A 19938-nucleotide genomic window follows, 5' to 3' on the forward strand; every position below is an offset into this window, starting at 1 on the left:
CGACGGTTCCTGGCCGGCAGCCGCCTTTGAGGGCATACCGTTCTCGATCTCAAGCGGACTCGCCACATCCACGGCGCAAAGGAAGCAAGGCCGACGCTCGGGAGCACCGGCCTTGTGGTTCACGGGCGAGTCCGCCTAGGGGGTCACGATGTTGAACCAGAACTCGAAGTTGTCCAGCGACGCAAACATATCGGTGATTTTCTGCTGATCGCCAGTAACCTTGACGTCACCCTTCGCCAGCGCGTCCTTGAGAGTCATTTCCTTGAGCATCATGCGGTTCAGGGACTCGCGGCTGAGCGTCATGCTAGCCGTGGGTTCCTTTGCCTGTTTGCCCTCAGTGTGGTTAAGCACGCCATTCACCATTTCCAACGTGTACTTCTGATTTGTATCGGTGAAATCCAGGTTCAGCACGACATGCTTGCCGGCGGCCTTCTCGCGGTTCAGGCGCACCGCGAAATAGTCGAACAGCATGTCCAGCGTCATCGCGCGCACGGTATCCGGGCTGGCGGTGTCGGGAACCGGCAGCTTTTGCACGCCTTCGCGCAACTCCTTGGCGCCGGTCAGGTAGAAATTGCGCCACGGGCCGCTCTCGGCCTGGTAGCCCATCTGCTCCAGCGCGTCGGCCTGGAGGTTCTTGGCCTCCTGATTGTCAGGCTCGGCAAAGACCGCATAGTTCACGACTTCCGCTACCCAGCGATAATCCCCCTTCTTGTAATACTCGCGCGCCTTCGTCAGGATGGCGGGAACGCCGCCCATCATGTCCACATAGCGCTTGGAGGCCTCCTGAACCGGCAGCGTGTGCAGCGTCGCGGGATTGCCGTTGAACCATCCCAAATACAACACGTACGTCGCGCGCACGTTGTGATTCACGGAACCGTAATAGCCGCGGTTGGAGAACTTGGTGGCGATCGCCTCAGGCAACTTGACCTGCTCGGCGATCTCTTCCTTGTTGTAGCCCATGTTGGCAAGACGCAAGGTCTCGTCGTTGATGTAGCGGTACATGTCTCGCTGCATGCCCAACTGCTCCTGGACTTCCTTTTTGCCCCACACCGGCCAGTGGTGCATGGCGTACATGACCTCGACATCGTCGCCCCACAACGCCAGGGCCTCGTTCAGTTACTTCGACCACGCCAGCGGATCGCGGATCTTGGCGCCGCGCAGCGAATAGGTGTTGTGAAGCGTGTGAGTGGAGTCTTCGGCCGTGTTGAGCGCCTTTTTCTCCTTGATGTAGTACAGCATCTCCGCAGGCGCTTCGCTGCCCGGCGCGTAGAGGAACTCGTAGGTCAGCCCGTCGATGGTGCGCGTTTCGCCTGTCTTTTCGATGATGTCCGTCGGCGGGATGAGGGTGACGGTACCCGCCGAGGTCGTCGTGCCCAGCCCAGCGCCTACTTGGCCGGTGGCGCTAGGCGGCAGCAGGTTGCCGTACATGTAGCTCGCGCGGCGGCTCATGGCCGTGCCCGCCATGACGTTTTCCGCCACGGCATGCTCCAGAAACCCCAGTGGCGCGTAAATCTTGACGGTGCCGGCCTTGACGTCCACCTCATCCACGACACCGCGCACGCCGCCGTAGTGGTCCACGTGGCTGTGCGTGTAAATGACTGCGACCACGGGCTTCTTGGGGCGGTGCTGGTAGTAGAGATCCAGCGCGGCCTTGGCCGTTTCGGTGGAGATGAGCGGGTCCATGATCGTCAGGCCTTCCTTGCCTTCGACAATCGTCATGTTAGACAAATCGAAGTTGCGGACCTGGTAGATGCCGTCGGCCACCTGGAACAACCCTGAAATGTTCAGCAATTGCGATTGCCGCCAGAGGCTAGGGTTGACCGTGTCGGGCGCGGGAGCGCCTTCCTTGATGAAGTCGTACTTGGTGGGATCCCAGACCAAATTTCCCTCTTCACCCTTAATCAGCCCGGAGGGAAGAGGAGCGATAAAACCCTTGTGTGCCAGCTCGAAGGACGTCTTGTCCGAGAAGGGCAGTTCCTTCGGCAAAGCGGCATTGGCGTCCTTGGTGGCCGCTTCTGCCGGCCGAGGGCCGTCAGCCGCCCAAGTGGCCGTCGTCAGACCCATTGCGAACGTCGCCACGGCAGCGGCGATTGTTCGCTTGCGCGGCATGGCCACCCGAAATTGCATTCTTGCGGACCTCGATGCAGGTCGTCTATTAGCGCGCAGGGCAACTCTTGCACCCTCGCAAACACTCCGCTGTCCGAGGTAGTGGTTGCCCTGGGGGGGGCCAAGCGCGGGCATCGGCGTGACCCTGAAGAGGAGACGCACCCGCTCGCGAATCCACGTTGGCGATGGAATGGGTCAATCGGCAGATGTCGTCGATGAACGGCAAAAGGTGTTGCAACACCCCAAAATCGTCGCATTGCTCAAGGCTACACGTGGGTGCCAATGGCGGAGAAGTGGACACTGGGGCTGCGTGCCGACAGCCAGATCACCTGAGGCAATGTGCCCTTTTTCCGACAACCCTATGTGGACCAACGAGGGGGATCACGGGGTCGCTATCAGGATCGCGACACGTTGACGGGTGAAGTGGAACTGCGGTGGAACGTAACCCCCCGTTGGTCCGTGCTGGGCTTTTCCGGAGTCGGCAAAGCCTACGGTCGATGGAACACGTTCTCCAGCGCCTCGAATGTGGTGACTATCGGCACCGGCTTTCGCTATCTGATAGCGCGCGAACTGGGACTCGCGATAGGAGTAGATGTGGCGCACAGTCGTGACCAGAATGCCTTCTACATTCAAGTGGGAAGTGCATGGCGATGAAGGCAGCTTGGCGGCTGTGGTGAATTTGCCATAAGCAAATATGGCGGGGTCAAGATGCTCTGCCTTTAAGCTACTATGGATCGATTGGCTTGAACCTTGATTCAGGCGAAAGTTCAGCTTTCCTGTCGTGTCCGGTTAATACTGATTCTGCGCAGGTACTAATGTGAACTACTCCCTTTTCCTGGCCGCCGTGGCTGTGGTGTTTTTCACGCTGTTGTTGCTGGCCATGCGGCTTGGCAAGGGACTCGGGCGGAGTGCCGACGAGACAAGTCGGTCAGGAACTGCGGCCATCGAGGCGTCGGTGTTTGCGCTACTCGGACTTCTTGTCGCCTTCACCTTCTCAGGTGCGTCCCAAAGAATGGCCGACCGTCGGGCCTTATTAGTTGAAGAGGTCAATGCAATCGGCACGGCCTGGCTACGCATCGACCTTCTCAGCCCCTCGGATCAGCCAGCCTTGCGCGAACACTTCCGCCGCTACGTCGACGAGCGAATCAGCTATTACCACCAGGTGGCGGATCTGGACAAGCGGGAAGCAATTGCTGCACGGGTGGGTATGCTTCAGAAAGAGATCTGGACGTCCTCAGTCAACGCCTCACGTAACGCTGCACCACCTTTTGCCGCGTCCTATGTAGCCGCTGTTAATGACATGTTTGATGTATCAACTTCTCAAACCGTCGCGCAAAAGATCCACCCGCCCCTCGTCGCATACATTTTTTTAGGTTGTTTGGCGTTGATCAGCGCGGGATTAGTGGGATTCAATCTGGCGTTAGCCAAGCGTGCAACCCTGCCGCATCAAGTCGTGTACGCCGCGGTCATGACGGCGGCGCTGTACATCATCATTGATTTCGAGTTTCCTCGGGTCGGCGCAATTCGCATCGACCAGAGCGACGCATTGCTGATTTCGCAACGTCAATCGATGGTAGACCCCGATGGAACTGCGCGATAGTCATGAACGAGGTAAGACGAGAATTGCCGGCCATCGTAAGCCCGTCGTAGAGCACGCTAGGGAGGTGATCCAGCCGAACTTTTGGCTCTCCGCCCTGGTTGTTTGCCTGCTATCCACTGACGCTCAAGGGCAGGAGCGACTTCGCTTGACTCAGGACGATCTGCAAAAGCGTGCAAACGGTGTACTGGCGCTGATGTCGTTCTCGATAGTCCCCGACATCACCACCAGTTCGCTCAATATCGGTAGTGGAGGCGGATCGACCTCGGGTTCAAATGAGTTTTTTATGACGCAATTGGGCGGAGGCGACACGGTTTCCGATTCGGTTCCCATTTACCTTGAGGGCGTCTTGGCGGGCAGCCGCTACGATCCAACTTTCATCGCAACGCAAGGCGCCGAGCAGCGGAAAATTCCAACGAAGTGGAACAGCATATCTGCGACAGGCGGAGTGGGGTGGGATTTCAAGCTCACAGACGAATTGAAACTTCGCCCAATTTTTAATATCGCTCTGGGGAATGTGACGAGTGACCTGCGCGCGGCGAGCTGGTACGTAGGACAACGCACCGGCCGGGACATCGATTTTCTAAATCGCGGGTCGCTGAACGCGTATGGACTCGGAGGGTCGATCATGCTGGATTACGAGCATTACCGGCCAGGCTACGAAGTGGATGTGGAGCTGCGATATTCCGATATCCGTCTGAAGAGCTTCGACAGTTCGGCGGCGGTACAGGGTAATGCAACAGCACAATCCGCCAACCTTTGGGCGCGCTATCGAGCGCCCACCGGAATTGCGATGCTGCAACGACCGCTGCGGTATGTACTGGAGTTGACGCATTCCGAGTTTCTCGGAGATCAAAAGGGAATTCTGGGGTTTGATCGGCTAACTTCGGTAGGAGCTGGTCTGGAATTGGATTCGAGCGCCTACGACGTGTTCATTACGCGGACCAGACTAGTAGGTCGCTACGTTTTTGGGAGCAATGTGCGAGGCTTTTCTGTCGGCTTGGCCGTCAGCTTTTGAAGTGGGTGGCGGGGCCGGCGACCATGCCGGCCCCTGACCGCTTACTCAGCCTTTGCTTGGATGGCGTGCGCAACGCGGCAAAGTCTGCTTTACGGTCGGGCGCGAAACCGACTGCTGGTTAGCTTTCTATTTCAGACTGGTCTGGCTATTCGGGACAGCGGCTCTTCAATCCGATCAGGGGTGATCAATGACCGGTACCGTATCGCAATTGCCTCCGGCCGAAACGTTTCTTTTAGTGGAAGATGACGGGCTGTCTCGCCTGCAAAGTCAAATCGGTCTTATGCCGGGCGGACGAGGAGGGATCAAGCGGCGAGCGCTGATCTATGCGCTTCTCGCCTGGCTACCTCTGGTCGTCGCGTCCTGGTTAGCAGGCATTCCGGCCGAACGGGGCGCCGGAACTGCCGAGACGCTGCTAGGGCACATCGGGATCCATATCCGCTGCTTGGTCGCCATTCCATTGCTCGTTCTGGCAGAAGGAGTTGCGCGCAAAATCCTCCCTCTTTGCCTGCGCGAGTTTAGGCGTTCCGGTCTGGTGGACGATGAGTTGGCGCCTCGATTTGACGAAGTCATTGTGAGCGTCGCTCAGCTTAAGAGGCGTGTATTTCCGTGGTTGATCATTGGGACGGCCGTGGTGGCTTGGACGACCGCATTCCTGGTTTCGCCGAACCCGGATGAGGTGCGGTGGGCAGCGCCAGAATCCGAAGGCATGGCGTTTGGCGCATGGTGGTTCCTGCTGGTCACACGGCCAATTTTTTCTGTACTTTTACTGGCATGGGTCTGGCGGCTGACGCTGGTCGGCATATTGTTACTGCGCATCGCTCGCCTTCCGTTGAAGGTGGTGGTGATGCATCCCGATCGCATGGGAGGGCTGGGATTTCTCGATCGGTTGCCGACGGTCTATGCGCCATTCCTGTTTTCTGTATCTGCGGTCGTCGCCGGCGCATGGGCGCACTCCGTGTTCTATCACGGGGTGACTGTCCCCTCGCTTTATGTGCAGGTCGCCACCTTGCTGCTAATTCTCATATTGATCGGCCTAGCACCGTTGCTCGTTTTTTCCTCAATGCTGGCTCGCGCCAAGCGGCGGGCTTTGCTGGACTACGGCGTCTTGCTGTCCGAATACGGGAAGCTGGTCGACGCTCGCTGGATTCAAAAAAATCGTGTTCCGGATAATCCCATTTTAAATGCGCCGGAACTCGGCCCGGTTGCCGACGTGCAGGCGATGTATCAGGCCGTAGTCGCCATGCGGTCCGCTGTGATCAACAAATCCATTCTGTTGAAAATTGCACTGCCAGCAGCGTTGCCTCTGCTGATTCTGATCGCGACGCAGTGGCCCTTGAGGAGCACGCTCTCCAAGCTGCTATTCACCCTCTTATAGGCGCATGAATGCAAAATCGCCGAGCGCACTTGAGTGCCCGATTCGCAATTTTGCATTGGCGACTGCGCGATTGTTCTAGCGGGATCGGTAGGTTCTCCGGAGTAGACGTTGAACAACAGACACTTGGGAGATGCTGCCATGCGGATAGCTAGCGATGACGCTGTGTCCGCCGAGCCGAACGACCGCTTCTGGCCGGAGGCAGACGTTAACCGACGTCCCCACACGGCGCAATTAGGACCCGCGTATACGGCGGGGCGGTTATGCGTCGTCCCCATCAATGTAAAGGGCTCGAGAAGGCGGGTACCGGCCGGCTAAGCGGCCAGCAAGCGATTCCTGATCCCAGCCGGTTCGTAGCGCCGGTGCCATCAAGGTCAAAGGAAAAAGAGGAAAGCCGCGGCAATAACTGTGGGCACCAGCGCACCAGACAGCAACCCAAGCATGCTGACGGCGCCGTTCGCAAAAGAGCCGCGAAGCAACGCCACGCCCGCCGGATTGGGAGCATTGGCAATCACTGTCAACCCTCCGCCCGCCACCGCGCCCGCCACCAGCATGTACTGCGCATCGACGGAAATCCCGTCGATGAGCGAGCCCAGGTAGGTCAGCGCTGCGTTGTCCGTGATTGCAGTCAGCGCCAACGCGCCCACAAACAGCACATTGGGCTCAAGTCCGCTCACGATGGGTTGCAACCACCACTGTTGCATTCCACCCAATACCACCAGACCTGCGAGGAAAAAGCCCACCAACAACGCCTCCTTGATGATGAGCGGGCTTTGATTGGCTTTGTAAGCCTGCGTGTAACCGATGAAAAACAGGAACAGTCCCAGGAAGATGATCGGATGGTGCGCGGTGGCAACCACCGCAGCCAGAAAGAACAGGTGCACGGCGATGACGACAGGCGACATGGGCGCGGCGGCATTCTTCATGGACAGCACATCTCCGGAGCGCAGGTAAGGACGCAACATTAGGGTCACGAGCGTGGCATTGACCAGCACGGCCAGCGCCGCCTTCCAACCGAACGTGTTGAACATGAAGGCGCTATCCCACCCCCACGTCGAGGCCACCATCAAAACGGGTGGCGCCGCATACGACGTCAACGTCCCACCAATCGAGATGTTTACAAAGAGGACACCCAACGCCAGGTACTTCAAGCGCTCCGGCATGTCGCGGTGAAATACCTGCGGCGCCAGCATCATGGCCGCTATCGTCATCGCAGCGGGTTCGGTCACCAGAGATCCCGCCAGCGGAACCAGCGACAGGCAAAGCCAGGCCTTGGCCGTCTGGTCTTGCACAGGGAGCACCCGCGCAACGCGCTCCACAAGACGCATCACGACGGTCAGCACCGGCAAAGATGCTGCGATGACCATCACGACGAACACGAAAGCGGGTTCCGTGTAGTTGCGGGATTCGGCATACGCGAGGGCTGTGCCGCCGGGCGCGGCCAATGCCATCAGGATAAGCAGTATTGCCGCCCAAAAACCAAATACGACTTCCACCTCACCCAGCAAGTGCAGCAGCCCGCCATGGCGCTTGCTGCGATGCGCCAGGCGCAGGAAGATCGGCGCCGAGAATGTGTGCAGCAAGGCAATTGCGAAAACCGTGGCGGCGATGATTTCCAGTCCGGACTCTGTCACGTTTCAGTTCCTGTTCTCAAGGGTAAGGACGATGGTGACCCTGGGGTTAGACCCGAGTAGATGAGACCCGCGCAACTTCCACCCAGAGTCGTGTCATAACGACATGCCTGACCAGGTCGAAAAGGTGCGCAGGTGCACTGGAGGGCACGAGAACGCGCCGGATGAGCCCTTGCAAGTCTACCCTTACGCACGGCTGCGATGCGCCCCGTACGCGTTGCCGCGACAGCGTTCGCAGACGCACCCGGCTCTTTGACGGCATGTCAATTTTCAGTTCGGCGTCTTCAGGAGGAAGCACGGCGTGATGCAGCGCGTCGAGCGTGGTGCAGACATAGACCGACCCAGGTTTCGACGCATCGTCCTGTATTTTTCGGTTCCATTCCTGCGAACCGACCAGTGCCGCGGTGGAGCCCCGCTTCGGAAGGTCAAAACGAAGGTGGCTGAATTCCAGCAGTTCAATGAATTCCTCAAAGGGAAGTTCGCGAACGACCGTCACCGCCTCGCATGGTTGACGGCTGTCCAGATGCCGCTCCGGTTGCTTCATCACTCCCTCCTGTCAATCAAAATGGGGGCCAGCCTGTGGCCCCCGCATGGCGGCGTCTCGCAGGGTAGGGGTCAGGCGTTGGCCTGTATCCGCTCGAGCTCACGGACGCGCTTGCGATTACGTATCGTCGAAAACACCAGCCAGACGGCAAGCGCCAGGATTGCGTAGACAAAGCCAGCACTAATCGGGCGATCCACGAAAACGCTCATACTGCCCCGCGACAACAGCAACGCGCGGCGGAAGTTCTCTTCGACCATTGGACCCAGCACAAAACCGAGCAAGAGCGGCGCAGGGGAAAAGCGCAGCTTAAGGAACAGGTAACCGACCAAGCCCAGCAACAGCACCATGCCAACGTCGAACAAGTTGTTGTTCGTGCTGTAGACGCCGACACACACGAAGAACAGCGCAGACGGGAAAAGGTACTTGTAGGGGACCTTCAGCAGTTTCGCCCACATGCCGATCAGCGGCAGGTTCATCACGACCAGCATAATGTTGCCGATCCAGAAGCTGGCAATCAGCCCCCAGAACAGATCCGCATGCTCGGTCACCATCTGCGGGCCGGGCTGGATTCCGTGAATGATCAACGCGCCCAGCATCAGGGCCATGACCGAGTCGCCGGGAATGCCGAGACTCATGGTGGGAATGAAGCTCGTCTGCGCGGCCGAGTTGTTGGCGGCTTCCGGACCCGCCACGCCTTCGATGGCACCATTGCCAAACCGCTTGGGGGTTTTCGAGACACGCTTTTCAACCGCGTAGGACATGAACGAAGCGATCGTCGCGCCCGTGCCCGGCAGGATACCCAGCACTGCCCCGATCGCGCTGCCGCGCGCAATCGGCATGGTGGATTTCTTGATGTCGCCCGGTTCCGGCCGCACCGACATCTTTGGACCTGCGCCCACAGTGGTGGCCTTGCCAATGCGATTGACGTTGGCAAAGAAGTCCGCCAGCCCGAAAAGGCCCATGGCCAGCGCCACCAGCGGGATGCCGTCGCTCAATTCGATGACTCCGAAGCCGAACCGGATGGTTCCCGTATTCACATCGGTGCCCACGACGCCCAGCAACAGCCCTAGAAAGACCATCGCAATGCCCTTGATTGCCGACCCCTTGGCAAGCGTGGCGCCGGCAAACAGACCCAGCATCATCATCGAGAAATATTCCGCGGGGCCGAATTGAAATGCGACTTCAACCAGCAATGGCGAAAACAGGATCATGATGACGATGCCCACGCTGGCGCCAACAAAGGACGCCATGACCAGCATGAACAGGGCCGATCCGGACTTTCCCTGCCGGGCAAGGGGATTGCCGTCCAGACACGTCACCGCGTGAGACGGCGTGCCGGGCAGGTTCAGCAGAATGCATGTGATGCCGCCGCCATACTGCGCGCCGTAGTAGATGCCTGCCAGCATCATGAGCGCCGCGACCGGCGTCATCGCGTACGTCAGCGGCAACAGAATGGATATGGCCGCCAGCACGCCCATGCCCGGCAACACGCCGATCATGTTGCCCATGAACACGCCAAATAGCGACCACAGCAGGTTTTCCCACTGCAACGCCACGGAAAAGCCATGCAATACGTTGTCGAAAAGTTCCATGATTCAACCCCAGCGCAGCATCGGAAACTGCAATTGCAGCGCCCAGGAAAACACCACCGCGCCGAACACGGTCATCGCGAGCGCGAGAATGGCGGCGGACTTTACCGAGTTCGAGGTGTCGCCCAGCGCAGACACGAAAACCAGCGCGAACGTGGCGGGCAGGAATCCCAGGAAACTGCCGAGAATGATGAACAGCGCGATGCCGCCCGCAATGCACGCCATGCCGCGCACGCGTTCGCGCCGCGTCGGCTGGGGCAGATGTTCGTCCATCATGTCTTCCTGCACTTCATCAGGGTCCGGGCTGAGCGGGACCAGAATGCCGAGCGCGACCAGAAAGCAGCCGACCATCAGGGGGAAATAGCCGGGGCCCATACGCGCCAGTTCCCCGATGTTGTACGAGATCGCTTCAAGAATCGTCAGCGCGCCGCACAGGGCGATGAACGCCCCGCCCCATAAGTCGCGCTTTCTGGAAAATATGGTGCTGCCCACGGCTTGCTCCCCTGTGTGTTGTCGATGAATCTCGGCGCACGGGATGCCGCTAGCCGAAAGAGGAGGCACTTTAAGAAGGGCGCCTTGCAATTCGCTTTCACGAGTGGACAGGCGAAATTCGGGTAAACCAGCAGCGCCCGTTTAGAACGTTTACGCGGGGGGGCTGGAGTGAACTTAGGTTCACGCGGGATGTTTACAAAAGTGAACACCGCACCGCGATTTCTCGCAGAGAACCGGGTTGGCATGAATCTTGTCCAACCGCTTTCCACTTTCCAATTCTTGCAACTGCGCCGGCTTACCGGGCCGAGGCATAATCGCCCTTTTACGGTTGCTGGCGCGTCGCATGCCCCGTTTGCCTCTTACTGCAAGAATCCCTCTCGCAGTCTCGTTGCTTTTCCTGGCGATTTCCGCTGCGCTGATTTCGTTGGCGCTGCATGGCGTGTCACGCCAGTTCGACCGGCAGGTCGCAAATTTGGGCCAGGTGTACCTGGACGGGCTGTCCGCGGCGATCCTTCCAGCGGTACAGGCTGGCGATGTCACGCAGATGGACGACGTCCTTAACCGGGCCCTGGATACGCACCTGGGCGTGATCGATCGGACCTTGGCCGTCGTCACCGCCGATCGCCACATCCTGGCGCACGTGGCCCGCTATCCGGAAGTCGAGTCGATTCCGCTGGCGTCATTTGCCGACCCCGCCGGCACGCTGGTCAGCCCGCGCTCGGAAGGGGTGTGGACATGGCGTTTGCTGGACGAAACACGCCCCGCGCTAGGTACGGTGGTGGCGAACCTTGACGTCAGTGATTTTCTTCGGCAAAGGCAGGAGCTTGCATGGGAATTGGGCATGGTGGGGTTGGCGATCGGCTTGATCGGCGCGGCGCTCTGCTTTGCCATGGCACGACGGCTTCAGCGCCCAATCATCTCCTTGACGGAAGCGCTGCGCGCGGGACCTGAGGACCGACTGCGGCCCATGCCGGTGAACACCACCGACCCCGAACTGCAGGAGCTGCTGTCTGCATACAACTGGATGATTGAAGGCGTGCTGGAACGTGAAGCGCTGACGCAACGCAGCGCCCGCGTTGAGCGTGAGGCCGTGCTGGGACGAATGTCGGCGGCGCTGGCCCACGAAGTTCGCAACCCGTTGGGCGGCCTGCGCACCGCCGTGCAGACGCTTAGACAATTCGGTGACCGCAGCGACGTTCGCAACGAGTCGCTGGGCTTCATCGAACGCGCCATCGAAACGCTGCAAGCCGTCGTGGACGCCAGTCTGCGCACATTCCGTCCTGGCCACGCGATGTTGCGCGAGGCGGATATCGCCGATATTCGTTTGATGGTGGGAGCACAAGCGAGCCGGGGAGGCGTGCGCGTCGAACTCCATTGCGAAGGCATCCAGGAAAGGCATCTGCCTCTGCCGGCCGGGGCCGTGCGGCAGGTATTGCTCAATCTTGTGCTCAACGCCATCCAGGCATCTGCGCCGGGCGAGATGGTCCTTGCCTTCGCGCGCGCTCGCGGTGACGCCCTGACGCTGCATGTTGCCGACGCCGGAAGGGGCTTGCCGCCAGCAGCACATCGGGCCTTGACGGGCTGCCCGACCGAAGGTGACGGCATGGGGTTGGGCATCGTGGCAGATCTGATAAAAGCCATGCGAGGCAGGCTACGCGTTTCCCCTCTCGCCAGCGGCACGCGCATCTCAGTGCGACTGCCCCTTGGCGAACAGGAGCAAACACTTTGAACGAAACACAGGTTTTGCTGATCGAGGACGACGAACTCCTGGGCGGCGCCTTGTTGCAGCGACTGCGGCTGGAAGGGATTTCCGCGCAGTGGGTGCAAAGCTGTGCGCAGGCGGTCGAACTGTTTCGCAGGACGCGCGTGCGGCCGGCGTTTCTATTGGCCGATATCCGGCTTCCTGATGGGTCTGGCGAAGACCTGTACCGGCGCCTGATTCCGCATTTGGCCAGCACCACCGTGGTATTCGCGACGGCGTATGGCGAGATCGCACAGGCGGTGAGGCTGGTCGGGGCTGGCGCGAACGATTATTTGACCAAACCCTACGACACGGATGCGCTCGTGATGCGCATCCGATCGGTCATCGCCGCACAGCCCGCCGGCCATCACGACAATGTGCTGGACAACCCCTTCGCGATTCATGACGAAACCCTGGCGTTGGCACAGGAACTTGAGCGCCTGGCCACCAGTTCCCTGCCGGTGCTGTTCCAAGGAGAGACGGGAACCGGAAAAGACCGCGCCGCCCGCTACATGCACACGCGATCCCCTTACTCTGCTGGTCCATTCGTCGTGGTCAATTGCGCCACCTTGGCCACGGATCTGAGCGAGAGCCTGTTGTTCGGACACGTGAAGGGCGCTTTCAGCGGCGCCAGCGCGGCGCGCGAGGGTCTGTTTGCGCAAGCAGGCGGCGGCACGCTTTATCTTGACGAAGTCGCTGAACTGACACCGAGAGCGCAAGCCGCGCTGCTCGGCGTGCTGGAAAACGGGGAATACCGTCCTCTGGGCGACGGCGGCACCAGGCAAACACAATGCCGGATTCTGTCCAGCACGAGTTCGGACTTGCAGGCCGCAATGGCGCAAGGCACGTTTCGCCCTGATCTCTACTATCGGCTGAGCGTGGCAAGCATTTCGGCACCGCCGCTACGTCATCGCCCCGGCGCCTTGCCAGATCTCGCGCGTGGCATGCTGGCCCAGCAAATTCCCGCCGGCGCTTCGCTGTCATCCGACGCGCTGCAAGCCATGCGGGACTACGCCTGGCCTGGAAACGTGCGAGAACTGAAAAATCGCATTGCGCGCGCGGCGGTCATGGTGGACGGCACAATCGTGAAAAGCGGCGACCTCTTCCCCGAAAACAGGCTGACGGAACCGGCAGACCTGGCCGCAACCCGGTTCGACGCGGAACAACGCGCGATCCAGCACGCCATTGCGGAGTCCGGTGGCCATATGGGCCAGGCAGCCAGGCTGCTCGGAATCTCCAGGACAACGTTGTGGAAGAAGCTACGCGCAGCTCGGGGCGAAGGGGGGAACTGAAGGATTCATTTCCACCTGGTTCCGCCCTGCCGCCTTCCCGCGGTAAAGCGCCGCGTCTGCCTCCCGAAGCGCCTCCTCCAACCTATTTGCGCCATAGAACCGCGAAGAAATGCCAATCGTCACCGTGCAGCGCCGTGGCGCGTCGACGCCCGTGATGTGGATTGGCTGACTCTCAATGGTTGCTCGCAGCCGCTCCGCCACCTCCAAGACGTCCGCCACTTCCGTGTCCAGCAGAATCGCGACGAACTCCTCCCCCCCAATCCGCCCCGTCAAATCCCCCTGACGCACGCCCGCGCGTAGCAAGTCCGCCACCTGGCAGATCACCTCATCCCCCGCCTGGTGGCCGTAGCTGTCGTTGATCCGCTTGAAGTGATCGACATCCAACACCAGCAAATGCGCAGGCGCCGCGTTCCGGCCGTTGAAGTATTGAACTAGCGCGTCCGTCAGCCCCCGGCGATTCAGCAGATCCGTCATCGGATCCCGCGCCGCCATATTGCGCAGACTATCCGTCAGCCGCCGGAGAACCAGCCAGACAATGGAAGGCGGCACGATGGTGGCAAGCGTCGACATGTAGATATAGAAAATCATCTGGAACCGGCTGTCCATATGCAGCGCGTCCAGGCCGCCCTCCGTAATCTTCAGGAACTTCAACGCGTTCAGCACACAGATTCCGCCGATCAGGCAGGCGAAGAAGATCATTTCTGCGCGCAAGTCTTTGGCGAACATGCGCGTGCCGCAGAGCACCGTGACGGTCATGGCGAAGAAGAGAAGCGTCGCTGCCGCCGCCAGCATGGCGTAGCGCGCTTCCGGTCCGAATTGCCATTGCACCAGCCACTGCAATAACCCATACACCAGGCAAAACACCGCCAGCGGCAACCACAAGCGCACCTGATGCCCGAAGAATCGCATGGCGCCTAGCAGGTACGCGATTGGCGCGGCCAGCGTCAGGCAGTGATTGACGACGCTCATCAGGCTCCAGGCAGGACCACCTTCGACCAGCTGCAGGATGTAGGCCGCCGCGAGCAGCAGATTGCCCACGGCAAAGACGTCCATCCCCATCCTGTTGCCAGGCAAGCGACGGCTGATAAGCAGGAACATGCCGGAAAAGCACAGCAAGTGTGCGCACAGCATGCCAACAAGGGTGGAGGCAACCATGAGAGGGACGTGGAGAGGGAATTCGACCGAAAACGCTCGGAATTGACGATAAAGTAGCCGTCAGACACGTCGGTGCGGCAGATGTGCCGGCCGTTGTCCAGATGAATGACGCCGGGATAATACCGCCCATTCCCGTCACGAGGAGAATTCAAATGCCCACCACCCTGCGAGCCATCCGCTCGGACATCACCAAGCTTCAAGTGGACGCGATCGTCAATGCCGCCAATTCCTCATTGCTCGGCGGTGGCGGCGTGGATGGCGCGATTCATCGTGCCGCGGGTCCGGATCTGGTGCATGAGTGCCGGCTGCTGGGCGGATGCAAGACGGGCGACGCAAAGGTGACCGGCGGGTATCGGCTGCCCGCCCGCTTCATCATTCACACGGTGGGCCCGGTTTGGCGCGGTGGGAATAACGGGGAGCCGGCACTCTTGGCAAGCTGCTATCAACGCTGCATTGCGCTGGCGGAGGAAAAAGGCGTGGCTTCGATTGCGTTTCCCAGCATCAGCACCGGCATCTATGGCTATCCCATTGATTTGGCGGCGCAGGTCGCGGTCGATACCGTTCGCGAAAGCCTGTCGAAGGATTCGTCAATTCAAGAGGTCATCTTCTGCTGCTTTTCGGACGCAGACCTGGATCACTATGCGCGAGTGTTGAACCGGCACGACGATTCCGCGGCCTAATCCCGCCGGCGCCACACACTAGCCAGCCACGGCTGCTGCTCGCGCGGCAGTCCGTCGGGCCGGTAGTAATGCTCAAGCTCTTCGAATCCGGCGGCCTCCATCAGCGCACGCCAGCCGTCGAGATCGTGGTACGCCCCATAACGCCCGCGATTCCAGCCTTCCTGGTTTCCGCCCCGGGGATTGGAACTGAACAGCACCCCGCGTGGCCGCAGTGCTGCCCGCAACTCCTTGAGCACGCGCGGCAGTTCCTGCCCCGGCACGTGAAACAGCACGGCGTTGGCGAAGATGCCGTCAAAGCGCGCCGCAGGCAGTTGGAGCCGCAGGAAGTCCTGCTCCCAGACCTCGCACCCGCTTGCCGCGCGCGCCATTTCCACGAAGCGCGGCGTGCCATCCAGGCCCACGGGCCGGTGTCCCATCGCGAGGAAGGTCTTCAGGTCGCGCCCCGGACCGCAACCCAGATCCAGGATGTCGAACGGCGGCTGGCCGTCGATGTGCCGCAGCAAGGCGGCGATGTTCTGGCTGACATCGTGGTCCCGCGTGCCGGCCTGGAAGGAATCAGCGTTCTCTTCGTAATGGGCGAGCGTCAGGGATGTGATCTTGGCGAGGTCTTCGGGATCCAGGTGCATCAGGCGATTGTGCATCAAAGGGCGCGGGACGGCGAGACGGCGCGCCGTCCCCCGGGGAACAACCGCGGCTTGCGATCAAGGGAACAGCCGCGCCTTGGGCTTGGGAGATCCGGTGTGCCTGGCGCTCAAGGAAACGGCCGCGCCTTGACGAAATCAATCAGCGCCTTCAGCGGCGACGGCACCAGGCGGCGTCCCGAGTAGTACAGAAATGGTCCCGAAAACTGCGGCCACCACGGTTCCAGCACGGGCTCCAGCGCGCCGCTTGCGAAGTGCGGCCGCAGCCAGTCTTCGAACAGATACATGACGCCCGCCCCCGCGATGGCCGCGTCGACGGCAAGATCGACCGCGCCGCCAATCTGCACGACCAACGGTCCGGACGCATCGATACGCACGGTCTCTCCGCCCCGCTCGAATTCCCATGCCGGCATCGCCCCGCTGGGAAAGCGGCCGCGCAGGCAGGCGTGCTGCATCAGGTCTTCGGGATGCGCGGGCCGCCCGCGCCGGTTCAGGTAGTCCGGCGAGGCGCCGGCTGCAAAGCGCTGCACGCGCGGGCCGATGGGCACCGCGATCATGTCCTGTTCCAGCCGGTCGTCGTAGCGGATGCCTGCGTCGCAGCCGGCGGCCAGCACGTCGACGAAGCTTTCCTCGGCCACGACCTCCAGGCGGATATCGGGATAGGCCGCCAGAAAGTCCGGAACGATGGACGGCAGCACCAGCTTGGCCGCACTGAGCGGGACATTGAGCCGCAGCGTGCCCGCCGGCTTGTCGCGAAAGCTGTTGACGGCGTCCAGCGCCGCTTCGATCTCGCTCAGCGCGGGCGCCAGCCGGGCCAGCAGTTCCTGGCCGGCCTGGGTCAGCGCCACGGAGCGCGTCGTGCAGTTGAAAAGCCGCACGCCCAACTGCGCCTCCAGGCGGCGCACGGTGTCGCTCAGCCGTGAGGCGCTGGTGCCCGCCGTCCGGGCCGCTTCGCGGAACCCTCGCGCGCGCGCCACGGCGACGAAGGCGTTGAGGTCATCCAAGTCGGTAGCCATTGTGCATTTTCCCGTACAAGCCGTGCGGATTGTATTGGCTTATCAGCAAGTGGCGAAAGCTCTATCGTTTGCCCATCCCCACTCCTTCACCGACACAAGGAACCCCAACATGACCCAACTCGCTGACAGCGGCACCTACACCCTCGGCGCACGCCAGGTCTATCGGCTTGGCTATGGCGCCATGCAGCTCGCCGGCCCGGGCGTCTTTGGTCCGCCCAAGGACCGCGACGCTGCGCTTGCCGTGCTGCGCGACGCCGTGGCCGCCGGCGTGAACCACATCGACACGAGCGATTTCTATGGCCCGCACATCACCAATCAATTGATTCGGGAAGCGCTCGCCCCCTACTCCGACGATCTGGTGATCGTGACGAAGGTGGGCGCGGTGCGCGGCGACGACGCCTCGTGGAATCCCGCGTTCTCGGCCGAACAGCTGACCCGCGCGGTGCACGACAACCTGCGCAACCTGGGCCGCGACGTATTGGACGTGGTCAACCTGCGCGCCATGTTCGATGTCCATGGCCCGGCGGAAGGGTCCATCGAGGAACCGCTATCCGTGCTGGCCGGCCTGCAGCAGCAAGGCCTGATTCGCCACATCGGGCTGAGCAACGTGACGGCCACGCAGGTGAAAGAGGGCCGCGGCATCTGCGACATCGTCTGCGTGCAGAACCAGTACAACGTCGCCCACCGGGCCGACGACGCCCTGATCGACGACCTGGCCCGCGAAGGGATCGCCTACGTACCGTTCTTTCCGCTGGGCGGGTTCAGCCCGTTGCAGTCGTCCATCCTGAACGACGCGGCTGCGCGGATCGGCGCGACACCGATGCAGACCGCGCTGGCTTGGCTGCTGCGCCGCTCGCCGAACATCCTGTTGATACCCGGCACGTCTTCGCAGAAACATCTGAAGGAAAACCTGGCCGCGGCGTCGCTGCAGTTGCCGGACGACGTGGCCAAGGCGCTGGACGGCATCGCGGCGAGCAAGACGGTGTAAGCCCCGGCCTGAACAACCTGAACGCCGGACGCGCCTGCGCACTCAAGCCGGCGGCAATAAAAAACCCGCCTGCGTCAATGCAGGCGGGTTCGATCAACCGGCAGACCCCAGCAGCATCAAGCCGCCAGACGGCCCTCGATCTCGGTCTTGGTGGTGCGCAGTTCGTCGGGCAGGCCTTGCGACAGCTGACCGAAGAGCTCATGGTGCAGCGCCAGTTCCTCGCGCCAGGCGTTCTCGTCGACCGACATGACCTGCTCGAACTTGTCCGGGCTGAATTCCAGGCCGGTCCAGTCGATGTCCTGGTAGCTGGGGGACACGCCAAACACCTGATCCACGCCCTTGGATTGACCGTCGATGCGGCCCAGCATCCAGCGCAGCACGCGCATGTTGTCGCCAAAGCCGGGCCAGACGAACTTGCCGTCCGGACCCTTGCGGAACCAGTTCACGCAGTAGATGCGCGGCAGGGTCGCGCCCGCGGCTTCGAGCTGCTTGCCCAGCTTTAGCCAGTGGCCGAAGTAGTCGCTCATGTTGTAGCCGCAGAACGGCAGCATGGCGAACGGGTCGCGGCGCACCACGCCTTGCTGGCCGGCGGCCGCGGCGGTGGTTTCCGAGCCCATCGTGGCGGCCATGTAGACGCCTTCGACCCAGTTGCGCGCTTCGGTGACGAGCGGCACGGTGGTGGAGCGGCGGCCGCCGAAGATGAACGCGTCGATGACCACGCCCTTGGGGTTTTCCCATTCGGGGTCGATGGACGGGCACTGCGCGGCCGGCGCGGTGAAGCGCGCGTTCGGGTGCGCGGCTTTGCGGCCGGTTTCGCGCGCGATTTCAGGCGTCCAGTCCTTGCCCTGCCAGTCCACCAGGTGCGCCGGCGGCGTGCTGGTCATGCCTTCCCACCAGACGTCGCCGTCGTCGGTCAGCGCGACGTTGGTGAAGATGACGTTGGCCTTGAGCGTGGCCATGGCGTTGAAGTTGGTCTGCTCGCTGGTGCCCGGGGCCACGCCGAAATAGCCGGCTTCGGGGTTGATGGCGTGCAGGCGGCCGTCGGGGCCGGGCTTGATCCAGGCGATGTCGTCGCCGATGGTGGTGACCTTCCAGCCGTCCATGCCTTGCGGCGGGATCAGCATGGCGAAGTTGGTCTTGCCGCAGGCCGACGGGAAGGCGGCGGCGACGTGGTACTTGCGGCCCTTGGGCGAGGTGACGCCCAGGATCAGCATGTGTTCGGCCAGCCAGCCCTGGTCGCGGCCCATGGTGGACGCGATGCGCAGCGCGAAGCACTTCTTGCCCAGCAGCGCGTTGCCGCCGTAGCCGGAACCGTAGCTCCAGATTTCGCGGGTCTTGGGGAAATGGACGATGTACTTGGTGGGGTTGCACGGCCAGGCCACGTCGGCTTCGCCTTCGGCCAGCGGCTTGCCGACCGAGTGCAGGCACGGCACGAAGTCGCCATCGGTGCCCAGCACGTCATAGACCTGCTTGCCCATGCGCGTCATGATGCGCATGTTCACGGCCACGTACGGGCTGTCGGACAGTTCGACGCCGATGTGGGCGATGTCCGAGCCCAGCGGGCCCATCGAGAACGGCACCACGTACAGCGTGCGACCGCGCATGGCGCCGTCGAACAGGCCGTTGAGCGTGTCGCGCATTTCGGCGGGATCGGCCCAGTTGTTGGTGGGGCCGGCGTCTTCGGCGCGGTCGGAACAGATGAAGGTGCGGTCTTCGACCCGGGCCACGTCGGACGGATCGGACCACGCAAGATAGGAATTGGGGCGCTTGGCGGGGTTGAGCCGGCGCATGGTGCCGGCCTGGACCATCTGCTCGCACAGGCGGTCGTACTCTTCCTGCGAGCCATCGCACCACACCACGCGATCAGGCTTGGCCAGCGCGACGAAACTGGCGACCCAGTCGATCAGTCCGCGATGCTTGACGTACGCGGGCACGTTCAAGGCTGCCAATCCCCCGTCCAAAGGCTTATTCATTGGGGCTATCTCCATACTTTGGCTAAAGGTGATACGGCCCCAATTGAGAGGGGCCGTATCCAGTTTGCGCAATCATACTTGCAGCGCTGGGCAGCCAGTCAAC

At 61.6% G+C, this 19938-nt stretch carries 15 protein-coding genes and 2 pseudogenes; 8 read left to right on the top strand and 9 right to left on the bottom strand.

Features of this window, described 5'->3' with window-relative positions:
* Positions 1-135 precede the first annotated feature (135 nt).
* Positions 136-2064, bottom strand: a pseudogene (locus tag B3446_RS28625) (alkyl/aryl-sulfatase).
* 300 nt (positions 2065-2364) lie between these two features.
* On the opposite strand from B3446_RS28625, the pseudogene B3446_RS26400 reads away from it, so the two are divergent.
* The 4 genes and pseudogenes from B3446_RS26400 to B3446_RS26415 all read left to right on the top strand — a co-directional run.
* Positions 2365-2760 (top strand): annotated as a pseudogene (locus B3446_RS26400) (glyceraldehyde-3-phosphate dehydrogenase); the annotation flags it as partial.
* A gap of 163 nt (positions 2761-2923) precedes the next feature.
* Positions 2924-3706 carry a hypothetical protein gene (locus B3446_RS26405; protein ID WP_291386917.1) on the top strand — a complete coding sequence of 261 codons (783 nt, stop codon included), beginning with the start codon at positions 2924-2926 and terminating at the stop codon, positions 3704-3706.
* A gap of 67 nt (positions 3707-3773) precedes the next feature.
* Positions 3774-4721, top strand: coding sequence for a hypothetical protein (locus B3446_RS26410; protein WP_291386953.1), 948 nt, complete (start codon positions 3774-3776; stop codon positions 4719-4721).
* Positions 4722-4908: 187 nt separating this feature from the next.
* Entirely contained in the window at positions 4909-6096 is a 1188-nt protein-coding gene (locus B3446_RS26415) for a hypothetical protein (RefSeq protein WP_291386919.1), read from the top strand.
* 371 nt (positions 6097-6467) lie between these two features.
* Here B3446_RS26415 and B3446_RS26420 read toward each other — a convergent pair whose 3' ends face one another.
* The 4 genes from B3446_RS26420 to B3446_RS26435 all read right to left on the bottom strand — a co-directional run bounded on the left by B3446_RS26420 (position 6468) and on the right by B3446_RS26435 (position 10349).
* Positions 6468-7727, bottom strand: a complete 1260-nt coding sequence (locus B3446_RS26420; protein ID WP_291386921.1) for a putative Na+/H+ antiporter — start codon at positions 7725-7727, stop codon at positions 6468-6470.
* Positions 7728-7773: 46 nt separating this feature from the next.
* Positions 7774-8268, bottom strand: coding sequence for a hypothetical protein (locus B3446_RS26425; protein WP_291386923.1), 495 nt, complete (start codon positions 8266-8268; stop codon positions 7774-7776).
* Positions 8269-8339: 71 nt separating this feature from the next.
* Positions 8340-9860: a tripartite tricarboxylate transporter permease gene (locus B3446_RS26430; protein WP_291386925.1), complete on the bottom strand. Its 1521-nt coding sequence runs from the start codon at positions 9858-9860 to the stop codon at positions 8340-8342.
* A 3-nt stretch (positions 9861-9863) separates the two neighbouring features.
* A complete protein-coding gene (locus B3446_RS26435) occupies positions 9864-10349 on the bottom strand; it encodes a tripartite tricarboxylate transporter TctB family protein (RefSeq protein ID WP_291386927.1) in 486 nt (161 codons plus the stop codon).
* 388 nt (positions 10350-10737) lie between these two features.
* On the opposite strand from B3446_RS26435, the gene B3446_RS26440 reads away from it, so the two are divergent.
* Positions 10738-12078: a sensor histidine kinase gene (locus B3446_RS26440; RefSeq protein ID WP_291386929.1), complete on the top strand. Its 1341-nt coding sequence runs from the start codon at positions 10738-10740 to the stop codon at positions 12076-12078.
* The gene (locus B3446_RS26445; RefSeq protein WP_291386931.1) at positions 12075-13382 is read left to right on the top strand and encodes a sigma-54-dependent transcriptional regulator; all 1308 of its coding nucleotides are present in this window, start codon (positions 12075-12077) and stop codon (positions 13380-13382) included. The genes B3446_RS26440 and B3446_RS26445 overlap by 4 nt, the downstream gene beginning before the upstream one ends.
* On the opposite strand, the gene B3446_RS26450 is transcribed toward B3446_RS26445, so the two are convergent.
* On the bottom strand, positions 13350-14537 hold the full coding sequence (locus tag B3446_RS26450; protein ID WP_291386933.1) for a GGDEF domain-containing protein: 1188 nt from the start codon (positions 14535-14537) through the stop codon (positions 13350-13352). The genes B3446_RS26445 and B3446_RS26450 overlap by 33 nt on opposite strands.
* A 152-nt stretch (positions 14538-14689) precedes the next feature.
* Between B3446_RS26450 and B3446_RS26455 the strand changes: the two genes are divergently transcribed.
* Complete coding sequence (locus B3446_RS26455) at positions 14690-15217, top strand: O-acetyl-ADP-ribose deacetylase (protein ID WP_291386935.1); 528 nt, start codon at positions 14690-14692, stop codon at positions 15215-15217.
* Here B3446_RS26455 and B3446_RS26460 read toward each other — a convergent pair.
* The gene (locus tag B3446_RS26460; RefSeq protein ID WP_291386955.1) at positions 15214-15843 is read right to left on the bottom strand and encodes a class I SAM-dependent DNA methyltransferase; all 630 of its coding nucleotides are present in this window, start codon (positions 15841-15843) and stop codon (positions 15214-15216) included. The two genes, B3446_RS26455 and B3446_RS26460, sit on opposite strands and share 4 nt — an antisense overlap.
* Positions 15844-15968: 125 nt before the next feature.
* A complete protein-coding gene (locus tag B3446_RS26465) occupies positions 15969-16874 on the bottom strand; it encodes a LysR family transcriptional regulator (protein ID WP_291386937.1) in 906 nt (301 codons plus the stop codon).
* Between the two features lie 109 nt (positions 16875-16983).
* Between B3446_RS26465 and B3446_RS26470 the strand changes: the two genes are divergently transcribed.
* On the top strand, positions 16984-17862 hold the full coding sequence (locus B3446_RS26470; protein ID WP_291386939.1) for an aldo/keto reductase family oxidoreductase: 879 nt from the start codon (positions 16984-16986) through the stop codon (positions 17860-17862).
* A gap of 116 nt (positions 17863-17978) precedes the next feature.
* Here the strand turns inward: B3446_RS26470 and B3446_RS26475 are convergent, their stop codons facing one another.
* Positions 17979-19835, bottom strand: coding sequence for a phosphoenolpyruvate carboxykinase (GTP) (locus tag B3446_RS26475; protein ID WP_175124104.1), 1857 nt, complete (start codon positions 19833-19835; stop codon positions 17979-17981).
* Positions 19836-19938: the final 103 nt, after the last annotated feature.

The organism is Achromobacter sp. UBA5777, assembly GCF_002418565.1.
GTDB lineage: Bacteria > Pseudomonadota > Gammaproteobacteria > Burkholderiales > Burkholderiaceae_B > Achromobacter > Achromobacter animicus.